Genomic DNA, 24494 nt, shown 5'->3' with positions numbered 1-24494 from the left:
TTATGAGTAAATTCAGCGATTATAATTTCAGCGCCGCAACTCAGCGCTTTTTAGAAATAAATCAGTTTACAGAACCAACGCCGATTCAGCAGCAGGTAATTCCATTAGTCATGAAGAATAAGGATGTTATTGGTATTTCAGATACAGGTACCGGTAAGACCCATGCATTTTTAATTCCTATATTAGAAAGAATCAATCCTGATTTGAATGAGGTACAGGCAGTGATTACCGCGCCAACCCGTGAGTTGGCAATGCAGCTGTATGTGCGTGCCCAGCAGATCAGCGAGGCATGTCCAAAGATTAACGTAAAGCTGATTTCCGGCGGTCTTGAGAAATCAAGAATGAGTGAACAGCTTAAGGTTCAGCCGCAGATCGTTATCGGTACACCAGGCAGAATCCGCGATTTGTTTTTGAATGAGCAGACGCTGCGGATTGAAAAGGCTTCAATTCTGGTTATTGATGAAGCGGATATGACACTTGAATTTGGCTTTTTAGAGGATATTGATGCGATTGCGGGCAGAATGCGCAAGGATTTACAGATGCTGAGCTTTTCAGCTACAATTCCACAGGGCTTAAGACCTTTTTTAAAAAAATATATGACGAATCCAGTCACCGTTCAAATTGAAGATGAGCATAAGAGCTCACCAAAAATCGAACAGATTTTGATTCCATGCAAGCATTTAAGCTATGAGCAGAAACTGCTTGAAATCTTGCCGGGCTTTACGCCTTATGTTTGTTTGATTTTTGCTAACACACGCTCACAGGCAGCCAGCTGCGCGGCTTTAATGCGTGAGAACGGTTATGATTTAATTGAACTGCATGGTGATTTGCAGCCGCGTGAACGCCGCTCAGCGATGAAAAATTTGATGAACCTTGATAAAACATATGTAGTGGCTACGGATATTGCGGCACGGGGTATCGATGTTGAAGGAGTATCCCATGTTATCTCCTTAGGCTTTCCAAAGGAATTAGATTTCTTCATTCATCGCTCAGGCAGGACTGGCCGTGCGGGCCGTGACGGCACTTGCTTCTCTTTATATAAAAAAGAGGATGAGCCTCTCATCAAGCAGCTTCAGGTTAAGGGAATCGGTTTCAAAACTAAGAATTATAAAAATGGTGAATGGGTTGAATTAAAAACCTTTAATGCACCAAAGGTAAAAAAAGACAATCCGCTGGATAAAGAAATTGCGAAAGTAGTAAGCCGTAAAAAGGCAGCGGTGAAGCCTGGTTATAAGAAGAAACGCAAGGCGGAGGTAGAAAAGCTGAAACGCCGTGCCCATCGTGAGATGATCCAACAGGACATCAAGCGTCAGCAAAAGGAGCGAGCTAAGAAGAAGCAGAAGGAGAGGAATGAAGAATGATCATCGGATCACATGTTTCGATGTCCGCGCCGGACTATATGCTTCAGGCCATTAAGGATACCATCAGCTATGATGCCAACGCCTGTATGATTTATACCGGTGCGCCCTCTAATTCACGGCGGGTAGAACTGTCCAAGTTTAAAATTGATGAAGCGAGGGAATTGATGGCAGAGCATGGCATTATGCCGGAGAACATCATCATACACGCGCCATATTTAATTAATCTGGCCAATACATTTAAACCGGAAACTTTTATGGGCGGTGTTGAATTCTTAGTTCGTGAAATTGAAAGAACACAAGCGATTGGCGCAAAAATTTTAGTGCTGCACCCCGGCAGTCATGTCAATGCCGGCACTGAGGCAGGAATAAAGAAAATTTGTGAGGGTCTTGATCAAGCAATGGAAAACATCGGTGATACGATGATTGCTTTGGAAACGATGGCCGGTAAGGGAAGTGAATGCGGCTGTGACTTTCATCAGTTAAAAGCAATTATTGATGGCTGCCGTTATAAGGATCATCTGGCTGTTTGCTTTGATACATGCCATGTTCATGATTCGGGCCGTGATCTCTCTAAATTTGACGAATTACTTGATGAATTTGATGAAATCATCGGGCTGGACCGGCTGCGGGTAATTCATTTGAATGACTCTAAAAACAGCTGCGGAGCCCGCAAGGATCGTCATGAAAATATCGGTTATGGGAAGATCGGCTTTGATATTCTGAATATGATTGCTCACCACCCACGGCTTGAGCAGATACCTAAAATTTTAGAGACTCCTTATGTAGATGATCAGCCGCCTTATAAAGAAGAAATTAAAATGCTGAAACAAGGCGTATTTGACAGCCGCCTTTTAAATAAGCAGCAAGGATAAACAGAATCACTGACTGATAAGCAGTGATTTTTTTTATCTATTTGATTTGAAATTTATATTGATTTAAACTTTACAAAAGAGAACATCAAAAGTGAGGAATATAATTATTCATTCGTTTAAGATAGGCATAGGAGGTAAGGTATGGAGTGGTTACAAAATCTAAACAAAGCCATTGATTATATAGAAAATAATTTGGATAAAGAAATATCTTATGATGAAGCCGCCCGCATCGCCTGCTGTTCAACCACTTATTTTCAGCGGATGTTTACATATGCAGCAGGAATTTCATTATCCGAATATATCCGTCGGCGCAAAATGACACAAGCCGCCTTTGACTTACAGACAACTAAATGTAAAGTGCTGGATATCGCTCTTAAGTATGGATATGCTTCACCCACTTCATTTAATAGGGCATTTCAGGCTGTGCATGGTGTTTCACCGGTTTCGCTCAGAAGAACAGGCAAGCCCTTAACCGCCTATTTACCGATTCGTTTTACGGTAACAGTCAGCGGCAAACAGCCTATGTCTTATCGTATTGAGGAAAAAAAGGCAATGCGGTTTGTCGGCATCCGCTTCCCATTGACGCAAAACATGGAAGAAAATCAGAACATGGTGCCATTCTTTTGGGACAAATTATTAAAAAATGGTCAGATTAATAGCTTATATGATTTAACAGACGAACCATTTGGCATAGCGGGTATCACCCATACTCTAAATGATCAGTTTTATTATAGTGTTGCAGCAGCCAGCAGCAAAGCTGTACCTATAGGAATGAATGTATTGGAAATTCCTGCCGCAGTATGGGTTGTCTTTGAATGTGACGGTCTTTTTAAAGAAGCAAGCCAAGCAATTTTCAGACGTTTTCTGACTGAATGGCTGCCATTTTCCGGCTATGCTTATGCGGAACTGCCGGATATTGAAATATATCCAATCAATCATGATATGTCTGAATCAGGTCATTTTGAAATATGGATAGCAATTAAAAAAGTAAAAAATTAAGACATGATGGAGGCAAACTGATGGCAATTATTGAAACATATGATTTAGTTCAACGTTATAAAAATGGCAAACAGGCATTAAACGGTTTTAATATGATGGTGGCAGAAGGAGAAATATTTTCTTTATTGGGGCCTAATGGAGCGGGTAAATCAACATTGATCAACATTCTAACCACTTATTTGAAACCGACTTCTGGGAAGATTTTAATACAAGGCATGGATCTTAACTGTCATGCAGATGAAGTTCGGTGCATAATTGCCTGTGTTGCTCAGCAGCTTTCAATTGATACGCATTTATCTTTAACTGATAATATGCTCTTCCAAAGCCAGCTTTATAAGATTCCTAAGCAAGCGGCCATAAAGCGAATGAATGAGCTTATCAACGCTTTTGATTTAGCACCGTTTAAAGAATATGCAGTGTCCTCTTATTCCGGCGGTGTGAAACGCAGATTAGATGTTGCACTGAATATGATGTCAAATCCTAAAATTTTATTTTTAGATGAACCTACGGTGGGAATGGATGTCTGTTCACGAAGACAAATGTGGCAGATGATGAGAAAAATTAGAGATGAATTTAAAACTACGATTTTCCTTACCACCCATTATTTAGAAGAAGCTGAAAATTTAAGTGATACAATCTGCATCATGAAAGAAGGGAAAGCATTAATTCAGGATAGCCCACAGGCACTGCGCGCAGTTATTCATCAGGAATATCTGCAGATTCAATTTGATACCAAACAGACGGCCAATAAATATTTAAAACCCTTTAAGCAATGTTTCACAAATCAACAAGCCATGTTAAATGATGCGGCAGTGATGCTTCATACCCAAAACAGCCATTTTGATATGGAAAAGGCACTCAGTTTGATACTGACACAAAAAATACCCTGTTTGGGTATTCAAATCGTACAGCCCAGTTTAGAAGATGTGTTTGTGCGTTTAACGGCTGAACAGGAGGCAGGGAAATGAGGGTATTCACTTTATTATACCGAAATGTTAAATGGCGGTTTCATAATGCTTTTACAATTATCATCACCCTGCTTCAGCCCTTGCTTTGGCTGATTCTTTACAGCAGTGCCGCAAAGCAGACGATGCAAAATACGGGCATTGATAATTATACGGCGTTTATTTTACCGGGTATCTTGATCTTGGTCAGCTTTGGCACTTGCAGCAGCAGCGGGATGATGAATTACTTGATGAAAAAGGACGGCAGTTTTTATCGGATATTAATTGCTCCGATGCATCGTGGAATCATAATATTAGGCCAGCTCTTGGAAGCGGTGTTATGTTCTTACCTTGAAGCGGCTGTCTTGTGTGTCACTGCCTTATGCTTATCCGTTAAGCTACCGCTAAACTTGACAGTAATTGCTTGGGTACTTATTTTAATTGCTCTGACAGTCTTTTTTATGGCTGGCTTATGCTATGGGATCAGTATGATATTGCCTAATGAGGTAGTGTATGAGACGGTTATGAACGCGATTGTACTGCCGATATTCTTTCTCAGTTCCGCTTTATTTCCAGCAGCAGGAATGAACAATGCATTAGCTATTGCACTTAGCTGCAATCCCTTTACCTATGTGATTGATGCACTGCGCGCTTTAATCTTAAATGGCTCGATTGATCCGCATCAATTAGCAGCGGTTATTATCATGCTCATCTTGTTAAGCGGCATCAGTTTTAGTTTTGCTTATATGCAATTAAAAAAGGAAACAAATTAAAAGACCTGGTTAGGTCTTTTATTATTCTTCAATCATTTTCATTATTTCTTCTTTCAATCGCTGTACCATCATTGCGGTTGGCACTCGGTCAATAATTTCACCTTTTTTAATCAGCAAGCCTTCATCTTTACCGCCTGCAATGGCAATATCTGCATGCTTTGCTTCACCGGGACCATTAACAGCACAGCCCATGATTGCGACTGTAATATCTTTGTTTAAGCCTAGGACAAAGGGTTCCATTTCATTCACTACAGATTGGATATCATAGCTTGTGCGGCCGCATGTCGGACACGCAATCAGGTTTGGAACAGCATCGATTAAATGAAGACTGCGAAGTAATTGCCGGCAAACAACGATTTCATCGACGGGATCACCGTTAATGCTGATTCGGATTGTATCACCGATGCCTTCATGGAGCAGAATACCTAAGGCAGCACTTGATTTAATGGAGCTGGTGAGTTTAGTACCCGCTTCTGTAACGCCTAGATGCAGCGGGTAGGGAAAGACCTCAGAGGCCTTTTCATAGACTTCTACACACAGGCTTACATCACTTGATTTAAAGGATAGACAGATATCATAGAAGCCAAGATCTTCAAGAATTTTGACATGGCGTCGCGCACTTTCAATCATCCCTTCGGCAGTTGGACGGCCGTATTTTTCATGAATATCTTTTTCTAATGAACCGCTGTTGATACCAATGCGGATTGGTACATTATATTCATGGCAGACATTAACAACCTCAACAACATTTTCCCGCTTGCCGATGTTGCCGGGGTTTAAGCGGATTTTATCTATGCCAGCCTTTACAGCGGCAATAGCGATCCGATAGTCAAAATGAATATCGGCGACTAAAGGGATATGCACCTGTTTTTTTATTTCCGTGATTGCCGCGGCGTCTTCCTCATCGATGACCGCCATGCGCACAAGCTCACAGCCAGCTCTTTCTAAAGCAAGAATCTGTTTGACTGTGGCATCTATATCTTTAGTCCTTGTTGAACACATGGACTGAATGATTACTTTTTGCTGACCGCCAATCTGCAGGTTGCCTACATGGATCGGGCGGGTTTCTGTTCTTTTCATGTTTTTCACCTCGCTGATATTATAGCATGAAAGATGTTCAGAATGGCAAAATTGTATTATAATAGATAACGGAGGACGTTTATGTTAAAAAATCCTTTTAGAGAAATTGATAACAAAAATCGTAAAAACAGCAGTGATTTATTAAAGAAAACGGCTGATTTCAATAAGATTGTCAATCAGCGGATGAAAGTCATGATCATTGTTGTATTATGTTTTTTTATTGCCATCGGCGTTAAGCTGTTTAATGTGCAGATACTGGAAAATGAAGATTATATTGTTAAGTTGGAGGCCTTTACCCGCAAACAGCAGGTAGTGACACCGCCGCGCGGTGAAATGGTAGACCGCAACGGCAATGTGCTTGTCAGCAATAAGGAATCATTGAATATTACATATTATCCGCCTTCTAATGTTTCTTCTTATTCAGAATCAAAATGGGCCTTAGCAAAACAATTCGCCCAAGTATTTCAGATTAAGGAAGATACGATTACGGAACGCGACTGGAAAGATTTTTATTTAGTTGCTGCCGATAATTATGGTAATGATTTGCTGACCGAGGAAGAATTGGATAAGGCACTGCGTGGTGAATTAACGACCAATGAGGTGTATCGCATCAAAATCAATCGGGTAACGCAGGCGGATATTGACCGCATCTGTTTAGAAGAATTAACCGAGGCTCAAAAGAATGCCGGTTATCTCAGTAATGCGGATAAGCGTATTGCATGGCCGGTGATGATTTTAATGGAAAAAGCGACCAGTCAGGACAGCTCGGTAATTGTTGAGAATGCTTCTAAAGAAGATGTCGCTTATCTGGTTGAACATAAGGAAGAATTTCCGGGCTTTGATGTGACTGCCGACTGGATTCGCAATTACGAATATGGTTCTACTTTGCGTGATGTTTTAGGCAGTGTATCGACCCGCGGCCTTGATGAAATCAGTAAGGATTACTATTTGGCCCAGGGTTATGCGTTGAATGAGCGGGTTGGCAGCAGTGGCCTTGAACTGCAGTATGAGGACTATCTGCGCGGTACAAGAACGGTACAGAATATCAGTTATGATGAAGAAAGCGGTATTGCTATTTTTTCACCGTCAACAGTTGGCCGCAAGGGCTATAATCTGAAGCTGACCGTTGATATCGAGCTTCAGCAAAAGGTTGATGAAATCCTTCAGCGTGTCTTAGAGCGTGAAAAGGATAATGAATATCGTAAGAACTTTAAAAAAGCGTTTGTGATATTAATGAATCCGCAAAATGGTGAAATCATTACAATGAATGGTCAGCAGCGTAATGAGGATGGCACCTTTACCCCTTATGCCAGCGGTAATTATCTCGAAGCTCAGCCATCTGGTTCGGTGGTCAAGTTAGCGACATTGTATATGGGTTTGAATGAAGGCGTTGTTCAGCCTAATGAAATAATCGTCGATGCGCCGATGGTATTTGGCAGCGGCGCGTCAAGACTGGTGAAGCAGTCAGCCGAGAATAAGGGAGCAATCAACGATATCACAGCGATTGCGAAATCTAGTAACGTTTATATGTTCCATATCGCGATTCGTTTGGCCGGTGGTGTTTATGTGCCGAATGCACCGCTTTATCTGCCGGATATGACGGCATATGATATTTTCAGAAAGTATTATCAGATGTTTGGTTTAGGTTTAGAGACGGGCATTGATGTTCCAAAAGAAGAAATTGGTTTTATATCGACTGCTCGTGAACAGGGAACGCTATTAGACTTTGCGATTGGCCAATATGATTCTTATACACCGCTGCAGCTGATTCAATATGTCGCAACAGTCGGCAACGGCGGCTATCGAGTTCAGCCGCATTTCTTAAAAGAGGTTTATGAGATTAATTCTGATGAATCTGTGATTTATCAGTATGATACCAATGTGCTGAATACGGTGAGCGGTAACCTTGATTATCTTGAACGTGTAAAACAGGGAATGCGTGAGTGCGTCAGTACGACCTTCTGCGGCAGCGGGTTTAAAAATTTGAATAAGGATATTGCGGCTAAAACCGGAACCGCTGAACTCAATACTGAAGTAATAAGAACAAATTCAGCTGTTGTTGGTTTCGCACCAAGTAATAACCCGACAATTTCATTTGTTTGTATGGCACCGGATTCAAATAATGACCGTTCACAGATCAATATCTGTTTGGAAATCATGAATGATGTGCTTACTGAATACTATAAAACGTATGAATAGGGGAAAAAGTTTAAATTTCTCTAGACAAAATAAGGTATAGCATTTACAATATTTTTATGTTATAATTTTATAGCCATTATCAAGGAGGGAAACCATGAGAGACAGAATTACATTCAAATGTTCAGAATGTGGTGAAGAGAACTACATCGGAACACGTAATAAACGTAAAAATCCTGAACGTATGACAATCAGCAAATATTGTCCGCGTTGCAACAAGAAAACTGCACATAAGGAGAAAAAATAAGAGAAGCCCGTTTGCGGCTTTTTTTATTCGTGAAGAAGATGAAAAAGATAGAACGTTTTGTAGTAAGTGCTTATCAAACAAATTGTTATGTCCTCTATCAAGATCAGGAAGCACTGATTGTTGATCCAGGCGCGCGGGCTGAACGAATGATTGCTTCGATTGACGAAAAGCAGGCTTCTGTCAGCGGGATTGTGCTGACTCATGGACATCTGGACCATATCGGCGCGGTTGATGATTTAGCGGCGCATTATGGCTGTCCTGTCTATATCAGTGAGGCAGACATGCCTTTGCTTACCAATCCCAGATTGAATGAATCTGCCGGCGGCCGGGAAATCATAATTAAAACCAAGCCAAGAGCGATTCCTTATGGAAAGGCAAGCATCGGCAGTTTTAATGTTGAGTTTATTGATGCGCCAGGCCATACTGCTGGCTGTGTGATGATGCTTTGGGATGAAAATCTTTTTGCCGGTGATGTGCTTTTTAAAGGCAGTATCGGCCGCACAGATTTGGCAACCGGTTCAAATTCACAGATGGTCAATACTTTGAATGAAATAAAGAAAATGAGCGTTGATTATCAAGTGTTTCCAGGTCATGGAGATGCGACGACACTTTTTGAAGAATTTGCTCATAATCCATATTTAAATTAAATCGATGAACCAGTAATGGAGTCAACTTAGCAGCATCTAAGTTGGCTCCATTTTGTTATAAGAAAATAAAAATAACTTAGTGTTTTTATATTTCAATGCATATATACAAGGTGAGGTGAGAGGATGAAGGAGAGGCTTGAAAATCTGATTCGTGAAGCACAAAAGCATAGTGCTACCGATATCCATTTCACGATCCGCGATCAGCAGGTTAAAATTGCCATGCGTTCAATCCGCGGTTTTATCGACATTGAAGGCGATGGTTATGATCTGGCTTTATTTAACTTTATTAAATATCAGGCAAATCTTGATTTGGGGAATCTCAGTGTGCCGCAGTCCGGTAATTTTGAAATGATGATCAATGGCAAACGGCTGTATTTTCGTTTCTCAATGCTGGCGACCTTGCAGGTGCAGACCGCTGTTCTGCGGCTTTTGAATAATCATGAGGTAATTACTATTGATGATTTAAGCATTCGCAAAGAGCAGACGCGGACGTTTTATAACTGGACACATTTGAGAAGCGGAATGATTCTAGTCACTGGACCCACTGGCAGCGGCAAGACGACAACGTTAAATGCGATTCTTGAAGAAATTGCGCTGAATAAGCAGTTAAAGGTAATAACGCTTGAAGATCCAATTGAGATTGTTTCTCCTAATTATCTGCAGCTGCAAATTAACGAGCGGCTGAATCTGACTTATGAGGAGGGCATCAAGCAGCTTTTGAGACATGATCCTGATGTTGTGATGATTGGTGAAATCCGCGACAGTGAGACGGCTAAAATGGCTTTTCGCTGCGCGTTAAGCGGTCATTTAGTTTTTTCTACGATGCACTGCAAATGTGCGAGTGAAGCCATAAAACGATTGTGTGAGTTTGGTTTAGAGAAGCATGAGCTGCTTGATACATTAAGCGCTATTACGAATCAGCGGCTGTTTGTAAGCAAGAAAAGAAAGGGTAGGATCTGTCTTTATGAAATATTGGAAAAACAGCCGCTGCGAAGATGGATCGAGGAGGATCAGCCAAGCCGCGAGCATATCGATATTTTTAAAGAAATCAAGAGAGCTGCTGAGGAAGGAATTATCTATAAAAAAGACGCTAAAGCCGACCTCTACGATTTCGATGAATCAGTTTGTCCAGTTAGCCAGCCTGCTTGAGAAGGGATATCCATTGGCCCATTCGTTATTGATTGTTGATGAAAATCTGCAGCCGATCGTCGATCAGCTGGAACAGGGCATCAGCTTTTACGATTGTGTACTGGCAAAGGGAAAGGGTGCTTTTTATCAGCACTGCAGATTTTTTCTTGAGCTGTCAACACTGCCTAAGGCAATTATGAATGCCGCATCACTGGTTGAGAAACAGCAGGCGATAAAAAGGCTTTGGCTTAAGGAAACCAGTTATCCGCTGTTTATTCTTTGTTTTGCGCTGATCACCTTGTTTGTTTTCACAACCGCAGTATTTCCACAGCTGACCCTGACTTTTTCGGAAGCTGAAAATCTCAATCAATTAAGGCTTATGATTACTTTTATGAAGGGGCTGACCTATGGGCTGCTGATGCTGCTGATTATTGTACCGCTATTATGTATCGTTTGTTATCTAAAGCCTGATTACCGTTCACTCCTCTGCCGCTTGCCGCTCTTTCTTGAACTTATATCCTATGTCATTGCTTCTGATATGCTTTCTTTGATTCACTGCGGCTGTTCCACCAAGGAGATGTTTACTTATCTGCATCATTTGCGCAAACAAGGTCTCAGCGCTGATGCGAGCAATGCGTTATTTAACGCTTTGCAGGCGGGTGAGTCCTTTGAAGATACCGTTACTTCCTCTATGTATTTGTCAGCGCGGTTTAAATATTTTTTTAAATGTGGCTTGCACACTCAGCAGCTGTCATCATGTTTGGATGATTATCTGCTTTTTCAGCAGCAGCGGTGGATCAGACAAATCAAGCTAGTATGTATCGGGATTCAGTGCTTTTCATATGGTTTTATTGCTTTAATTGTTGTGTTGATTTACCAAATCATGCTGCTGCCGCTGGAAATGATTGGCAGCTTTTAAAGGAGGCGTTATGAAAAAGGACGGTTTTACGGTATTAGAAATGATTTTAGTATTATCTGTTATCTCATTGATCTTTCTCATTACCTTACCTAATATTCAGCAAAAGGAGCAGATCATTCGCAAAAAGGGCTGTGAAGCATTGGTTGAGGTTGTTAATTCACAGATTTTGCTTTATGAGATTGATACATTGGAGACACCTGTCAGCATCCAGCAGTTAATTGACGGCAAATATTTAAAAGAGAGTCAGCGCCGCTGTCCCGATGGCAAAATGATTGAAATCAGTGAAGGAGAGGCATATGTTCAATAAAGGCTATACTTTACTTGAAGTATTATTTGTGGTTTCAACATTTGCTATGCTGCTTCTGCTTTTCCCTTTTGTCAGACCGCCGGCCTCGCTGACTTCTGATACCCGCAGATTTATGGCTAAGCTGGAAGCTGCCCAGCTGGATGCGATTTTGAATCAGCATTCTAACAGTATTACCCTAAGTACGCATCAGCTCTGTTTTAATGAGGTGTGTGAAGCTTTGCCGGCATCGCGAAGTGCTGATGAGGGTAAAATTGAATTTAATGCTGCAGGTAATGTAAATCACGCCGGAACTTACTGCTTTCATGAAGGGAATCAATGCCGATGTATCGTTATTCAGCTAGGCAGCGGGCGGATGGCGCTTGAATAAGAAAGGCTTTATGCTGGCGGAAAGTCTGCTGCTGTTTGCCGGGGCAGTGCTGCTTTGTGTGATGATTCTTTCATCCCTTGCCGCTGAGCATCATTTCCAGCAATTAAAGAATCAATTTGATTTCAAAAGTGAGGATGAACGTCTTGAAGCCTTATATGAATAAAGGATTTACCAGTATTGAGGTACTGCTGAGCCTATGGATCATATCCTTTTCAATGATGCTCTTGGCTGCGGTTATGCCGATGCTGCAAAGCTTGATTCAGAAAGATGATTTTATTCAGGATCAAATCGGACTGCGTCAGCTTCGGCATATCCTTTTGCTAAGTGAGGCTGTCAGTGCGGTTGACGATACTCTAAGCGGCATGATGTACAATGAGGAATACACATTGATCTTTGACCGTCAGCGCTTAGTTAAGACACCGGGCTATGAAATCATGCTTATGGATCTTTCAGCAATGAATTTTATCACTAAAGGAGAGTGCATCTATCTACAATATCAAAAGAATAATGAATCTAAAATCAATGAACGCTGGCTCACCTGTGAACAGCCGGGGATGGATTTCACTTTATTCCCTGATGATGCTGCAGCTGATGATCTCATTAATCCTGCTGATGAGTACCAGAATCAAGACAGCGATGCTGTTGTTTCAGAGTGATTCGTTAAGCGAGCGGCTGGAAACCGTTGTGATTATGAAGGTTAAAAGTGATTATCTGAACTATGCTCAATCTGATATTGATTTTGAATATGAGGGAATTCCCATATCCATTGTCTATGATAAAATGCAGGCGAGAGTCAGTGTTTACTATCCCAACCAAACGCTTAGGTATTTGATAACCTTTAACGATCTTGATGAATGTATCATGAATTTTGAATATCTTAATTAAAAACAGCAAAACTAACTATGGGGTGAATTATGCGAAATGCCATTGTCAGTTTTGCTTTTTATATGATTATGATTCTGCTTTGTATCGTTTTTCAGTTTGTCGATCAAAATGCTTGGATCTTTGCCTTTTTCTTTGCCGCTTACACATTCCTGCTTTCACCAAGCTATCAGGCCAGCTGTAAGCCGATCGAATGGAAAGACTTTCTTTTTGCCTTGCTTTTTACTGCTTTCTGCGCCGCGTTTTGGTGGTTTAATAAAGTTGAATTCAATTTGGATAATCTATGGGTAATTTATACCGTTAATTTTATTGCATCAGTGAATCTGGGCTGTTCACACCGATATAAAATATTGATTTAACACCTATCCTTAAGCCATCTGAAAAATAAGATATTTAAGGCTAAACACTAAAAAAAAGCCCTATTTATCGAATATAATTGACAAATCTATAAATTTATATAAAATATAAGGGTGAACTATTGAAAGGCGGTCGTAGAATGATTATTGTTAATGATTTAAAACCAGGTATTACTATCGAATACGAAAATAATATTTATGTTGTGTTGGACATCTCTCACAACAAAACTGCAATGCGTCAAATGATTGTAAAGGCTAAAGCTAAAAACTTAAGAACAGGAACAATTATTGATTTATCTTTTACTGGCGGTGACAAGGTAGAGCAGGCTCGTATTGACAAGCGTGAAATGCAGTATCTGTATGATGATGGAACTAACTGCATCTTTATGGATAATGAAACTTATGAACAATTAGAAATTCCAATGGAAAAACTGACTTGGGAATTAAATTTCATTAAGCCGAATTCAAATGTAAATATTTCAATGTATGAAGGTGAAGTATTAGGTGTTATTCTTCCGGATAAGGTTGAATTACAGATTGTAGAAGCTGAACCAGCCGTTAAGGGTGATACAGCAACTTCAGCAACTAAGAATGCGAAACTGGAAACTGGTTTGGAAATTCGTGTACCGCTTTTCATCAACAATGAAGAAATGATCGTTGTTAATACTGCGGACGGCAAATATTCAGGCAGAGCGTAAGTAAAGGGCAGATAGAACTGATGTTTTATCTGCTTTTCTTATGATTTGACAAGATTTATAAGTAGTGTTATGCTATATACAGCAAAAACTTCAGGGTAGGGTGCAAGTCCCAACCGGCGGTATACCCCGCGAGCCTTTGGGCATGAATCGGTGCAATTCCGATGGCGACAGTAAAGTCTGGATGAAAGAAGTTGATTAAGCTTTTAATCGGTTCCCTAAAGGTTTTGTTGGAACCTTTTTTTATTGTAAAAAAGGTATGACGAGGAGGAAAAGATATGTCATCAACAGAATCAGGTTTAAAAAAGAATTATCTTAATATTAATATGATCGCTAAGATTGCCGTCATGGGGGCGCTGGCCGGAGCGTTAATGTTTTTTGAATTTCCGCTGCCTTTTCTGCCGCCTTTCTACAAGATTGATTTCTCAGAGGTAGCGGTGCTGATCAGCGGTTTTGCACTAGGACCGCTGGCAGCGGTGCTGGTAGAATTTATCAAAATTGTGGTACATCTGCTGATTAAAGGAACGACTACGCTTTTTGTCGGTGAGTTTGCCAATTTTTTGATCGGCTGTTCCTTTGTTGTGCCGGCTGCCTTGATTTATAAATATCATAAAAATAAGCGTTCAGCGCTTTATGGCATGGTAATCGGTACACTATCAATGATGCTGTTTGGTGCTTTAGTCAATGCCTTCATACTGCTGCCTGTCTATGCTTGGGCTTATCAGATGCCGATGGACGCACTGATTGCGATGGGATCAGAATTAAACGCCAACATCACGGGTATCTTTACCTTTGTGATCTTTGCGACAACACCGCTGAACCTGATTAAAGGGGCTGCCTGTACCGTAATTGTTTCATTGATCTATAAACGTGTCTCTCCGTTATTAAAAAAATAAGCGGTTTTGCTAAATTAGATGAAAAGTGCTCCTGTTTTTGGTATAATATTAAAAGTCAGGAGGCTTTTTTTATGGAAAAATTATCTCGGGTAAAAAAATATGAACAATTACGAAAAGAAATCGAGACTGAACCTGCAGAAGAAATTAAAAGTGACCAACTTTCACAATATGCAAATCGTCTGAATGAATTTGATCCTGTCTTATTCAAAAAGATGGAAGTTAAAGAGGAAGTTCATGTGCCGGTAAGAGAAAAGAAGGAAACGCTGGCGGATACATCGACGGATCTTTTTAATACAGATTCATTTAAGAATGAATATATGGATGATATTATCAGAGATGTTAAAGAATACAATCTTAAGCGCGGTTTAATGGAAAGTGATAATACGCAGATTGATATCCTTCACCAGCTGAATCGGCCGGCGGTAAGACGCAGAGAAGATTACATAAAAGAACTGAATGATGATCCAATCAGCCAGCCGCAGCCAGTTGTTGAATCAGAAACGGCATCTCAGTCAAAGCAGGAGATTGCTAAACAGATTCAGGAATTGCTGCATGAAAGCGAGACGCTGCCAGTTCAAGGGATGAGTGTGAAACGAGTTGAAATTGAGAAGCAGGAAACCACACCGGCGATGATTCAGCAGGACGCTACCCATGAATATACGATGATGAACCGCATGAATGAAGATTTTCAGCGCAAAATAACTGAAGAGACGCAGCAGATTCGGGTGCAGCTGGACGAATATGAAGAAGAAATTACAGGACTGAATAAGGGTATCAATAAAACACATAAGCTGTTGAATATGATTATGCTGCTGCTGGTGCTGGCATTTGTAATCATCGTCGGCATCAGTGTGTTCTGGGTACTGCAGTCAATGGGGAAAATCTAATGAAAAGAAATATTGCTATTGATGGGCCGAGTGCGGCTGGTAAAAGCACAATTGCGCGCTTATGCGCCAAAGAGCTTGGTTATAAACATTTAGATACCGGGGCAATGTATCGCTGTGTCGGCTATTTATCTAAATTAAAAGGTATTGCCGTTGATGATGAATTGGCTTTAGCCGATATGATGGATCAAATGAAATTGGATGTTGATTCAGCGGGTCATATTTATCTCAACAATCAAGAGGTCTCATCAGAAATCAGAACCAATGAAATGTCGATGCGGGCTTCTGATGTATCTAAATTGAAAATGGTGCGGGAACGGTTAGTTACCCTGCAGCAGCAAATTGCATCCGCAGGCGGTTATGTGCTTGATGGGCGCGATATCGGAACGGTGGTATTGCCGGATGCGATGCTTAAGATTTTTTTAGTAGCATCGGTCAAAGCGCGTGCGCAGCGCCGCATTAAAGAATATATAGAAAAAAACATTCCATTTGATGAACAGGAAGTAATCCGTGATATTGAGGTGCGTGATTATCAGGATACACATCGTGAAAATTCACCTTTAAAGAAAGCGGCAGATGCCATTGAAATTGATACTTCAGACATGAGTATTGAAGAGGTGATTGATGAAATCAGAGGCTTACTGAAAACCAAATCGAATGAGGAGGGTTAAACATGATCTATGGAATAACAGCAATTGTCGGACGTCCTAATGTTGGTAAGTCGACAGTATTTAACCGAATTATCGGCGAGCGGAAATCAATTGTCGAGGATACACCGGGGGTAACCCGTGACCGTATCTATGGCAAGGCAGAATGGCTCACAAAAGAATTCAGAGTTATTGATACCGGCGGTATTCAGATTGAAAATCAGCCGTTCAAAGAAGAAATTGAAATGCAGGTTGAAATCGCGATTGAGGAAGCGGATTCAATTGTTTTTGTTGTAAATGGCCGAGATGGTCTGACGAAAGATGATGAATATATTGCCAAGATGCTTCGTAAATCACAGAAGCCGGTGATTCTTGTTGTCAATAAGATTGATGATCTGCAATTTATGGATGCAATCTATGAATTCTATGCTTTGGGACTTGGTGATCCAATCGCATTGTCAGGTACGCATGGCATCGGTATTGGTGATATGCTTGATAAAATTGTCGAGTCTTTCCCTAAGAATATCCGCAATGAATATGAAGGCATGACGCGCTTCTGTCTGATTGGCCGTCCTAATGTCGGTAAATCATCATTGGTTAATGCGATTTTGAATCAGGATCGAGTTATCGTTTCAAATGTTGAAGGTACAACTCGAGATGCCATCGATACACCTTTTAAGCGGGAAGGCAAGGAATATGTCGTTGTTGATACAGCGGGTATCCGCAAACGCGGCAAGGTTTATGAAAATGTAGAAAAATACTCTGTGATGCGGGCCATGAGTGCCATTGAGCGCTGTGATGTTGTATTGGTAGTCATTGACGGCGAGAGCGGTATCCGCGATCAGGATAAGCATGTGGCTGGCTATGCGCATGAAGCCGGTAAGGGTGTAATACTTATCTATAATAAGTGGGATACGGTTGATAAGGATGAAAACTCAACTGTCAGTATCGAAAAGAAACTGCGCAATGAGTTTGTCTATCTGAGTTATGCGCCGATTCTGTTTGTATCAGCACTCACTAAACAGCGGATTCATCAAATTCTGCCGCTGATTGATATGGTACATGATTATTCATTGCTGAGAATTCAGACGAATGTGTTAAATGAAGTCATCTTAGATGCTCAGTTAATGACGCCGCCGCCAACACACAACGGTAAGCGTCTGCGTATCTATTATTGTTCACAGGTTGCGGTAGCACCGCCGACCTTTGTACTCTTTGTTAATGATCCTGAGCTTCTGCATTTCAGCTATAAACGCTTTTTAGAAAATAAGCTGCGTGAGGCATTTGATTTCACTGGTACGACATTAAGAATCATCGCCAGAGAAAAAACGCAATAGGAGAAGATAAAATGAAAACTGTTGTAATTGGCAGCGGCAGCTGGGGAACCGCTCTGGCTCAGGTGCTCGTTGATAATGGACAAGATTGTATCATTTGGGGTAAAAATCATGAGGAAGTCAATGAGATTCAAAATGAACATACAATAAAGAAATTCTTTCCTGATGTGCAGTTGAATCCACAGCTTCAGGCGACGGCTGATCTCAGCGTAGTTAAAGATGCGGATGTTGTGCTTTTATCAGTACCTTCGATTGCGATTGAGGAAGTATGCCAAAGTATTCTGCCTTATTTAACTAAGAAAATCATTGTTGTCAATACCGCCAAAGGTTTTCATCCGGGCAACAACGATCGTATGTCAAATGTTATTCGTGACTGTATTCCATCAGATAAGCTGAGTAGTGTAGTTTCACTGATTGGCCCAAGTCATGCGGAGGAGGTTGTACTGCGAATGCTGACAACGATCTGCGCGGTTTCATTAAATGAAGCTGACGCTATGACGATTCAGCACCTGTTCTCAAACAATTACTTCCGGGTTTACCGCGGTAATGATGAGCTTGGCTCGGAGCTTGGTGTAGCGGTTAAAAATGCGATTGCTTTAGCGAGCGGTGTATTGGCAGGTCTTGGTTATGGCGATAATACGAAGGCAGCGCTGATCACCCGCGGCTTAGCTGAAATGATTCGCTTTGGTACTGCAATGGGCGGCCGTCAGGAAACGTTTATGGGATTGACCGGCATCGGTGATTTAGTTGTTACTTGTACAAGCGTACATTCCCGTAATTTTCAAGCGGGTTATCAGATAGGCAAGGCGGATGATGCGCAAGTCTTCTGGCAGAACAATACGAAAACGGTTGAAGGGGTGCGCACCGCTAAGGTTTTGTATGAACTGAAGGAGCAGCATCAGATTGATATGCCAATCGTTGATGAGATTTATAAAGTGTTGTATGAAGGTAAAAAGCCATCGGTTTCAGCCCGTGATTTAATGCTGCGTGAATTAAAAGCAGAACTTTAAAAATTAAAAAATACGCGTCATGCGTATTTTTTATTTTACCTATTTGGTATATGATTTAAAATCATTGATAAATTCATCAATGACATGATTTGGACAAGCCCAGGATGTTACAAAGCGCAGCGCTGTGGTTTCATCATTTATTTTTTCCTGAACCTGAAATGCGTATTTCTCACTGATCTTATCGGCGAGTGAATTCGGCAGAATCGGGAATAGCTGATTCGTCGGGGAATCGGCATAAAATTCAAAACCGGCATCCTTGATGACTTTGACCATTCGCTGTGCGCATTCGTTTGCTTGCTTGGCTAATGAATAAAACAAATCATTTTCAAAAAGCGTTTTAAATTGAAGACCTAAAAGGAAGCCTTTAGCCAACATACCGCCGCGCTGTTTGATATTATAGCGAAATTCCTTTTTAATTTGTTCATGATTGATCACCACAGCTTCACCGAACAGCGCGCCGTTCTTTGTGCCGCCAATATAGAATACATCACAAAGCCTTGCGATATCAGCAAGCGTCAGATCGTTGCCTTCGGCTGTTAAAGCACTGCCCAGCCGCGCCCCATCCATAAACAGATATAAATCCAGTTCCTTGCAGATTTGATGAAGGGCAGTTAATTCTTCCTTATAATATATGGTTCCCAGCTCGGTCGCATTAGAAATATAAACCATTTTAGGTTTGACCATATGCTCATCCGCATGAAAATCAACAATCTTCTGTATCATGGCCGGTGTTAATTTGCCGTCCTTTGCATAAGCTGTACATACCTTATGTCCGCATGCCTCAATAGATCCTGTTTCATGAACGTTGATATGTCCGCTCTCACAGGCAATCACCGCTTCATAGGGCCGCAGGGCAGCGGCTATCACGGTAAGATTGGCTTGCGTACCGCCGACTAGGAAATGCACATCAGCCTGCTGGGCATCGCATTCCTTGCGGATTAAAGCACGTGCCTGCTCACATATTTCATCCATTCCATAACCGATTTTCTGATTTAAATTCTCATCGTTCATCGCTTTTAATATCGAGGGATGCGCCCCTTCACTGTAATCATTTCTAAAACTGTACATCATATCTACCTCCGTCATTTTAACTATTATAATCCTCTTTTCTTATTTCATCAATATTGAAGATTTGCACTTAACAGAAAAAAAAGGTAAACTATAACTTGGAGGAATAGCTATGAAAAATAACACTGAAGAATTATATCAATGGGGAGAGGACATGCTGACTTTTCATTTACCGCGCTGGCATGAGCTGCCCTCTATTGATTTATATATGGATCAACTGATTTCTCTGATTGAACGTTATCTGGCACCCTTAAGCATTCCCGATGAGAAGATCATCACCCCAGCCATGGTAAATAATTATGTAAAGATGAAACTGATTCCTTCACCGCAGAAAAAACGATACAACCGTGTCCATCTCGCTTATCTGATCGTTATTTCTACGTTTAAACAAGTATTTTCACTTTCTGATATCAAAACAGCAATTACGATGCAAACCGTTGTGATGAGTGAAAAGGATTCCTATAATTTGTTCTGTGAAGAGCAGGAACAAGCCTTGCAGATGATGCTTTCCCTGATTCTGAAGGGCGGCGCGCTGAATAGTATTGATCCAGTAGTTATGAGTGCGATACCGATGAAGTTTGCGGCTTTAGCTTTTGCGAATAAAGTGCTGGTACAAAAAGTAATTCACATTCAGCCGGAAAATGAAATAAAATAAAGATTAACCCCTTATTCTATGCATATCTGTGCATTCTGACACATACAGTTTAATGAATAAGGGAGGAACCTAATGAATACCACAGAGATTTTAAAAAATATCGCACAACGTACGGGCGGAGACATATATCTGGGAATAGTCGGACCAGTCCGTGTCGGCAAATCAACATTTATTAAAAAGTTTATGGAAAAGGCTGTTATTCCTTACATCAGTGATGAGTATGAAAAAGCGCGGATGACAGATGAGCTTCCGCAATCCGGTGAAGGTAAGACAATCATGACCACCGAACCGAAATTTGTACCGAATAATGCAGCGACCATTGAATTTGAGGACGGCTTTAACGTTAAAGTAAGACTTGTTGACTGTGTCGGTTATGTTATTCCTGAAGCTAAGGGCTACAAGGATGAGAATGGCATGCGGATGGTGCGTACACCATGGTATGATCAAGCCATACCGTTTAATGAGGCAGCTAAAACAGGCACTCAGAAGGTAATTCAGGATCATTCGACAATTGGTATTGTTGTAACGAGTGACGGCAGCATCACCGATCTGCCGCGGGAAGCTTATGTAGAGGCTGAGCAGGAGGTCATTGATGAGCTGATCGCAATCGGCAAGCCATTCATCGTGATTGTTAATACGACTGATCCTACCAGTGCAGCAGCCAGCGGTGTTGTTGAGAAATTGAAAGAAAAATATGATGTACCGATTCTGGCTATCTCTGTAGAATCAATGAATGAAGTTGATATTCATACAATTTTAAGAGAAGCGCTTTATGAATTCCCGGTATCGGAGATCAACATTCAGCTGCCTCAGTGGGTGGCGGTACTCAGCGATGATCATTGGCTGAAGAAAAATATCAATGCTTCTATTGAGGCGAGCATGTCATCCGTCGACAAGCTGCGTGAGGTTGAAAAAATTACCGATGTGCTCAATGAGAATGAATACATTGACAGCAGCAACCTTTCAACAATTGATCCCGGCAATGGCAACGTGTTTGTCGATATTGTGATTAAGCCAGGATTATACAATGATATTCTTCGAGAAATCATGGGTGTTGAAATCAAGGATAAGGCTGAGTTAATGTCATTGATGCAGGATTTCTCTAAAGCCAAAAAAGAATATGATGCAATCAGTTCCGCATTAAAGATGGTGAAACAAACCGGATATGGCTTTGCCTCGGCGAGTCTGAGTGATATCGAATTATCGACACCGGAAATCATTAAGCAGGGCAATCGCTACGGTGTCAGACTGAAAGCAATCGCGCCGAGCATTCACATGATTAAGGTTGATGTAGAGAGCTCCTTTGAACCAATTATCGGCTCAAAAGAGCAGAGTGAGGAATTAATTAACTATCTGTTAAGAGATCAGGGCAAGGATGATCAGAGTATTTGGGATTCTGATATCTTTGGCCGTAAACTCTCTGATCTGATTCGTGACGGGCTTAATGCCAAGCTTTCCATGATCCCTGAGGCTGCACGGGTGCGCTTACAGGATATTTTAACTAAACTGGTTAATAAAGGAAAGGGAAATGTCATTGCGATAGTCCTATAATTAAGCCTTTATTGAAAATTTATTTATTCGATAAAAGTGTTGAAATAGTAACTGTTTGATGATATTATATATTCATGTTTGGAGGTAATTAACATGAGTGAAGTTTTAAACAAAAAAGGTTTAGTCGAAGTTTTGGCTAATAAACTAGAAATTACAAAAAAGGATGCAACAGTTGCAGTTGATACAGTATTTGAATCTATTACTGCTGCATTAGTTGACGGATCAAAAGTTGACATCAGCGGTTTCGGTAAATTTGAAGTTAAGGAACGTGCGGCACGTACAGGTATTAACCCTGCTACAAAAGAACCACTTCCTATTCCTGCTACAAAAGCTCCTGCATTTAAGGCAGCTAAAGCATTAAAGGATGCTGTTAAATAGAAGCTTCGGCTTCTATTTTTCTTTCTAAGGAGGGACTAGCGTGAACGATATCTATTATCTGCAGTATTTGCTGTATATTGCTGCTTTCGCAGTGATTATGATCGCCAATGCTAGAATGCAGAGCGCCTATCACCGTTATCGTAAAATTGATACTGAAAAAGGATATACCGGCGCGCAGACAGCCCGGATGATCTTGGATGCGAATGGTCTTCAGGATGTAGCTGTTCAGTTAAGTAACGGCGGTTCACTTTCTGATCATTACAATCCAATGGATCATACAGTCAATCTGTCACCGGATATTTATTATAAAACATCGATTGCATCAGTTTCGGTTGCGGCTCATGAAGTGGGTCATGCCATCCAGCATAAGGAAGGCTATGGCGCTATTGAATTGAGAAACCGTATTCTGCCATTGGCAAACATAGCCAGTCAGTTGGGCTGGGGTGTGCTGTTTCTGGGCTTGATATTCAGTATTCGGCCCTTGCTGATGCTGGGAATCGCAGCATTATGTATTGTTGCTGTTTTCCAAATCATTACTTTGCCAATTGAATTTAATGCGTCAAAACGCGCCTTAATGCAGCTTGAGAGTTTAGCTATCGTTGATGAAGCGGAACAGGCAGACGCTCAGAGTATGCTTAAAGCAGCGGCATTGACCTATGTGGCGGCATTAATCAATACTGTCTTCCAGATTCTGCGTATGCTGTTGATTTCAGGAAGAAGAAATAACGATTAAAACGGACTTCGGTTCGTTTTTTTTTAAACAATTAAGTTTTTAATGCTTATATATAACTATAACGGAGGTGGTAGGGTGAGAATTTTGAAATGGCTTCTGACAATTTGTTTACTGCTGGCTGTTCATTCACTGAAAATAGAAAGTTATAGTGCGACGGATAAAGAAAGGCTGCCTTATGAAATCCAATCGATTGAAATCAGTGAGGAAGGCTTTGTAATTCATGGCTGGGGGATGCTCAGCAGTGTTCAGCATTTCCGTGATGGCAGCGATCATCAATTTGAATTGAAGCTGACAAGTGATCAGGGAGAAGTTTTAGTGCTGCCGGGGACGATTCTGGCTAATGATCAGACTGAGGTTATGCGGACGATGAATGTCAGAAAATGCGGGGATGGTGAATTTAATCGGGATGGGGAAGTCTGCTACTATGATTACCGCAATGTCGGCTTTCAATTTGTCATTCCTTTTGAATTGCTGCAGACAGATACCGCATATTATGCCTCGCTGATCGTTCATGGCCTAAGCAGCGGCATCAGCCGGGAAACATTGATTTATTATCCGACCCTTGTACCGCTTCAGACACAGCGAGACACGGTGATTTATCAGGCATTTTCTGATCTGATCGATACTCAGCTGCGAGTTGCCTATCAGTCGGTATTTGAACGCAGTGAACCGGTAAAAGAAAACGCAAACCGAACAGCGGATACTTTCTGTTCACCAACCTATGGGTATTTTGTCTTTTATGAACCCGGCACGGTTTTTACACATGTTTATGATCGGATTCAAAAAGGCGGCGTGACTTATTACAAGGTTCATACAAGCAAGACGATTGAATGTGTGAACGGCCGTAATGTCTCCCATGAAGGCGAGGATCATGAAAGCTGGATTGCCGGTAATTTTGTTGACTATATCGGTGAACCATTACTCATCAGCGCCTATGAAATCAATAATCCGCCCGAGATTACAATTTTAGCTCATCCGATCATTTATACCGGTGAGGTCATTCATCCGCTTGATTATGCAATTGCTTATGATATTGAGGATGGCGATCTTACGGATCAGCTGCAGATTATTGATGGCGAGGTCATGGATGCGCCCGGCAATTATCTGATAACCTTTTATGTTGAGGACAGTAAGGGGCTGTATGATATTAAACAGATGCTTGTTACAGTGATTGAACCGGACAATTATCCGCCGCTGATTGATGCCAGTGATCATACGATTTATCAATACGATGACTTTGATTACATGAAGGATGTCTCTGCTTATGATTATGAAGATGGCTGGCTGAATGATGTGATCAGTTATACGGGTTATGTAGATACATGGGTTTTGGGTGAATACCCTGTGACTTACTATGTCATGGACAGTGAAGGATTGATTGATACAAAGACGATTATCGTTAAAGTGATCCGCAACCCTCGGGAGAAAATCCGTTATATTGATCAGGATAAACCCTTTTATGAAGAGCCAATTCCCAAAAATTGGACACGCAAATACACATATCTGTTCGATATGCTGAAAAATCCTAAGCTGCTCGCTGAGACAAAATTTATCAAATAGACAGG

General features: G+C 41.1%; 28 protein-coding genes and 1 riboswitch. Of the genes, 26 read left to right on the top strand and 2 right to left on the bottom strand.

What is annotated here, in order from left to right; translation table 11 throughout:
* Positions 1-2: 2 nt before the first annotated feature.
* The 5 genes from DAHG_RS17495 to DAHG_RS17475 all read left to right on the top strand — a co-directional run bounded on the left by DAHG_RS17495 (position 3) and on the right by DAHG_RS17475 (position 4949).
* The gene (locus DAHG_RS17495; RefSeq protein ID WP_022939648.1) at positions 3-1361 is read left to right on the top strand and encodes a DEAD/DEAH box helicase; all 1359 of its coding nucleotides are present in this window, start codon (positions 3-5) and stop codon (positions 1359-1361) included.
* Positions 1358-2233 carry a deoxyribonuclease IV gene (locus tag DAHG_RS17490; protein ID WP_022939647.1) on the top strand — a complete coding sequence of 292 codons (876 nt, stop codon included), beginning with the start codon at positions 1358-1360 and terminating at the stop codon, positions 2231-2233. Before DAHG_RS17495 ends, DAHG_RS17490 begins: the two co-directional genes overlap by 4 nt.
* Positions 2234-2374: 141 nt before the next feature.
* Positions 2375-3232: an AraC family transcriptional regulator gene (locus DAHG_RS17485; protein WP_022939646.1), complete on the top strand. Its 858-nt coding sequence runs from the start codon at positions 2375-2377 to the stop codon at positions 3230-3232.
* A gap of 20 nt (positions 3233-3252) precedes the next feature.
* Entirely contained in the window at positions 3253-4200 is a 948-nt protein-coding gene (locus tag DAHG_RS17480) for an ABC transporter ATP-binding protein (RefSeq protein ID WP_022939645.1), read from the top strand.
* Positions 4197-4949, top strand: a complete 753-nt coding sequence (locus tag DAHG_RS17475) for an ABC transporter permease (RefSeq protein WP_022939644.1) — start codon at positions 4197-4199, stop codon at positions 4947-4949. The genes DAHG_RS17480 and DAHG_RS17475 overlap by 4 nt, the downstream gene beginning before the upstream one ends.
* Before the next feature lie 21 nt (positions 4950-4970).
* Here the strand turns inward: DAHG_RS17475 and ispG are convergent, their stop codons facing one another.
* Positions 4971-6038: a flavodoxin-dependent (E)-4-hydroxy-3-methylbut-2-enyl-diphosphate synthase gene (gene ispG, locus DAHG_RS17470; RefSeq protein ID WP_261797478.1), complete on the bottom strand. Its 1068-nt coding sequence runs from the start codon at positions 6036-6038 to the stop codon at positions 4971-4973.
* A 72-nt stretch (positions 6039-6110) separates the two neighbouring features.
* Here ispG and DAHG_RS17465 point away from each other — a divergent pair, with 72 nt between their 5' ends.
* The 16 genes from DAHG_RS17465 to DAHG_RS17385 all read left to right on the top strand — a co-directional run bounded on the left by DAHG_RS17465 (position 6111) and on the right by DAHG_RS17385 (position 18544).
* Complete coding sequence (locus tag DAHG_RS17465; RefSeq protein ID WP_022939642.1) at positions 6111-8228, top strand: peptidoglycan D,D-transpeptidase FtsI family protein; 2118 nt, start codon at positions 6111-6113, stop codon at positions 8226-8228.
* A gap of 94 nt (positions 8229-8322) precedes the next feature.
* Positions 8323-8472, top strand: coding sequence for a 50S ribosomal protein L33 (gene rpmG, locus DAHG_RS17460; protein WP_022939641.1), 150 nt, complete (start codon positions 8323-8325; stop codon positions 8470-8472).
* Positions 8473-8510: 38 nt separating this feature from the next.
* Positions 8511-9119 (top strand): MBL fold metallo-hydrolase, encoded by a 609-nt coding sequence (locus tag DAHG_RS17455; protein ID WP_026881060.1) that lies wholly within the window; start codon positions 8511-8513, stop codon positions 9117-9119.
* Positions 9120-9242: 123 nt separating this feature from the next.
* Positions 9243-10268 (top strand): ATPase, T2SS/T4P/T4SS family, encoded by a 1026-nt coding sequence (locus DAHG_RS20190; RefSeq protein ID WP_022939639.1) that lies wholly within the window; start codon positions 9243-9245, stop codon positions 10266-10268.
* Between the two features lie 908 nt (positions 10269-11176).
* The gene (comGC, locus tag DAHG_RS17440; protein WP_022939637.1) at positions 11177-11473 is read left to right on the top strand and encodes a competence type IV pilus major pilin ComGC; all 297 of its coding nucleotides are present in this window, start codon (positions 11177-11179) and stop codon (positions 11471-11473) included.
* On the top strand, positions 11463-11840 hold the full coding sequence (locus tag DAHG_RS17435; protein WP_022939636.1) for a hypothetical protein: 378 nt from the start codon (positions 11463-11465) through the stop codon (positions 11838-11840). Before comGC ends, DAHG_RS17435 begins: the two co-directional genes overlap by 11 nt.
* Positions 11833-12003 (top strand): hypothetical protein, encoded by a 171-nt coding sequence (locus DAHG_RS21250; protein WP_022939635.1) that lies wholly within the window; start codon positions 11833-11835, stop codon positions 12001-12003. The genes DAHG_RS17435 and DAHG_RS21250 overlap by 8 nt, the downstream gene beginning before the upstream one ends.
* On the top strand, positions 11996-12496 hold the full coding sequence (locus DAHG_RS17425) for a PilV family protein (protein ID WP_110370648.1): 501 nt from the start codon (positions 11996-11998) through the stop codon (positions 12494-12496). Before DAHG_RS21250 ends, DAHG_RS17425 begins: the two co-directional genes overlap by 8 nt.
* On the top strand, positions 12432-12725 hold the full coding sequence (locus tag DAHG_RS17420; RefSeq protein WP_147576408.1) for a hypothetical protein: 294 nt from the start codon (positions 12432-12434) through the stop codon (positions 12723-12725). The genes DAHG_RS17425 and DAHG_RS17420 overlap by 65 nt, the downstream gene beginning before the upstream one ends.
* A 29-nt stretch (positions 12726-12754) precedes the next feature.
* Positions 12755-13081: a hypothetical protein gene (locus DAHG_RS17415; RefSeq protein WP_022939632.1), complete on the top strand. Its 327-nt coding sequence runs from the start codon at positions 12755-12757 to the stop codon at positions 13079-13081.
* 137 nt (positions 13082-13218) lie between these two features.
* Positions 13219-13776: an elongation factor P gene (gene efp / locus DAHG_RS17410; RefSeq protein ID WP_022939631.1), complete on the top strand. Its 558-nt coding sequence runs from the start codon at positions 13219-13221 to the stop codon at positions 13774-13776.
* Positions 13777-13858: 82 nt separating this feature from the next.
* Positions 13859-13973, top strand: a riboswitch (FMN riboswitch).
* 78 nt (positions 13974-14051) lie between these two features.
* A complete protein-coding gene (locus tag DAHG_RS17405) occupies positions 14052-14669 on the top strand; it encodes an ECF transporter S component (protein ID WP_022939630.1) in 618 nt (205 codons plus the stop codon).
* 71 nt (positions 14670-14740) lie between these two features.
* Positions 14741-15556: a hypothetical protein gene (locus DAHG_RS17400; protein WP_022939629.1), complete on the top strand. Its 816-nt coding sequence runs from the start codon at positions 14741-14743 to the stop codon at positions 15554-15556.
* Positions 15556-16224, top strand: a complete 669-nt coding sequence (cmk, locus tag DAHG_RS17395; protein ID WP_022939628.1) for a (d)CMP kinase — start codon at positions 15556-15558, stop codon at positions 16222-16224. Before DAHG_RS17400 ends, cmk begins: the two co-directional genes overlap by 1 nt.
* A gap of 2 nt (positions 16225-16226) precedes the next feature.
* Entirely contained in the window at positions 16227-17537 is a 1311-nt protein-coding gene (der, locus tag DAHG_RS17390) for a ribosome biogenesis GTPase Der (RefSeq protein WP_022939627.1), read from the top strand.
* Positions 17538-17548: 11 nt separating this feature from the next.
* Positions 17549-18544: an NAD(P)H-dependent glycerol-3-phosphate dehydrogenase gene (locus DAHG_RS17385; protein ID WP_022939626.1), complete on the top strand. Its 996-nt coding sequence runs from the start codon at positions 17549-17551 to the stop codon at positions 18542-18544.
* Positions 18545-18583: 39 nt separating this feature from the next.
* Here DAHG_RS17385 and DAHG_RS17380 read toward each other — a convergent pair whose 3' ends face one another.
* Complete coding sequence (locus tag DAHG_RS17380; protein ID WP_022939625.1) at positions 18584-19612, bottom strand: threonine aldolase family protein; 1029 nt, start codon at positions 19610-19612, stop codon at positions 18584-18586.
* A gap of 112 nt (positions 19613-19724) precedes the next feature.
* Between DAHG_RS17380 and DAHG_RS17375 the strand changes: the two genes are divergently transcribed.
* From DAHG_RS17375 to DAHG_RS17355, 5 genes are all read left to right on the top strand, one after another.
* Positions 19725-20267: a DUF1836 domain-containing protein gene (locus tag DAHG_RS17375; RefSeq protein ID WP_022939624.1), complete on the top strand. Its 543-nt coding sequence runs from the start codon at positions 19725-19727 to the stop codon at positions 20265-20267.
* A 72-nt stretch (positions 20268-20339) separates the two neighbouring features.
* Positions 20340-21818 (top strand): stage IV sporulation protein A, encoded by a 1479-nt coding sequence (gene spoIVA, locus DAHG_RS17370; RefSeq protein WP_022939623.1) that lies wholly within the window; start codon positions 20340-20342, stop codon positions 21816-21818.
* Between the two features lie 93 nt (positions 21819-21911).
* A complete protein-coding gene (locus DAHG_RS17365) occupies positions 21912-22196 on the top strand; it encodes an HU family DNA-binding protein (protein ID WP_022939622.1) in 285 nt (94 codons plus the stop codon).
* 40 nt (positions 22197-22236) lie between these two features.
* Positions 22237-22929 (top strand): zinc metallopeptidase, encoded by a 693-nt coding sequence (locus DAHG_RS17360; RefSeq protein ID WP_022939621.1) that lies wholly within the window; start codon positions 22237-22239, stop codon positions 22927-22929.
* Between the two features lie 75 nt (positions 22930-23004).
* Positions 23005-24489, top strand: coding sequence for a DUF5011/hyalin repeat domain-containing protein (locus DAHG_RS17355; RefSeq protein ID WP_022939620.1), 1485 nt, complete (start codon positions 23005-23007; stop codon positions 24487-24489).
* Positions 24490-24494: the final 5 nt, after the last annotated feature.

This window comes from Dielma fastidiosa, assembly GCF_000313565.1.
In the GTDB taxonomy this organism is placed as follows: domain Bacteria; phylum Bacillota_I; class Bacilli_A; order Erysipelotrichales; family Erysipelotrichaceae; genus Dielma; species Dielma fastidiosa.
The sequence above is the reverse complement of the archived record's forward strand: the minus strand, read 5'-3'. Positions and strand labels throughout refer to the sequence as shown.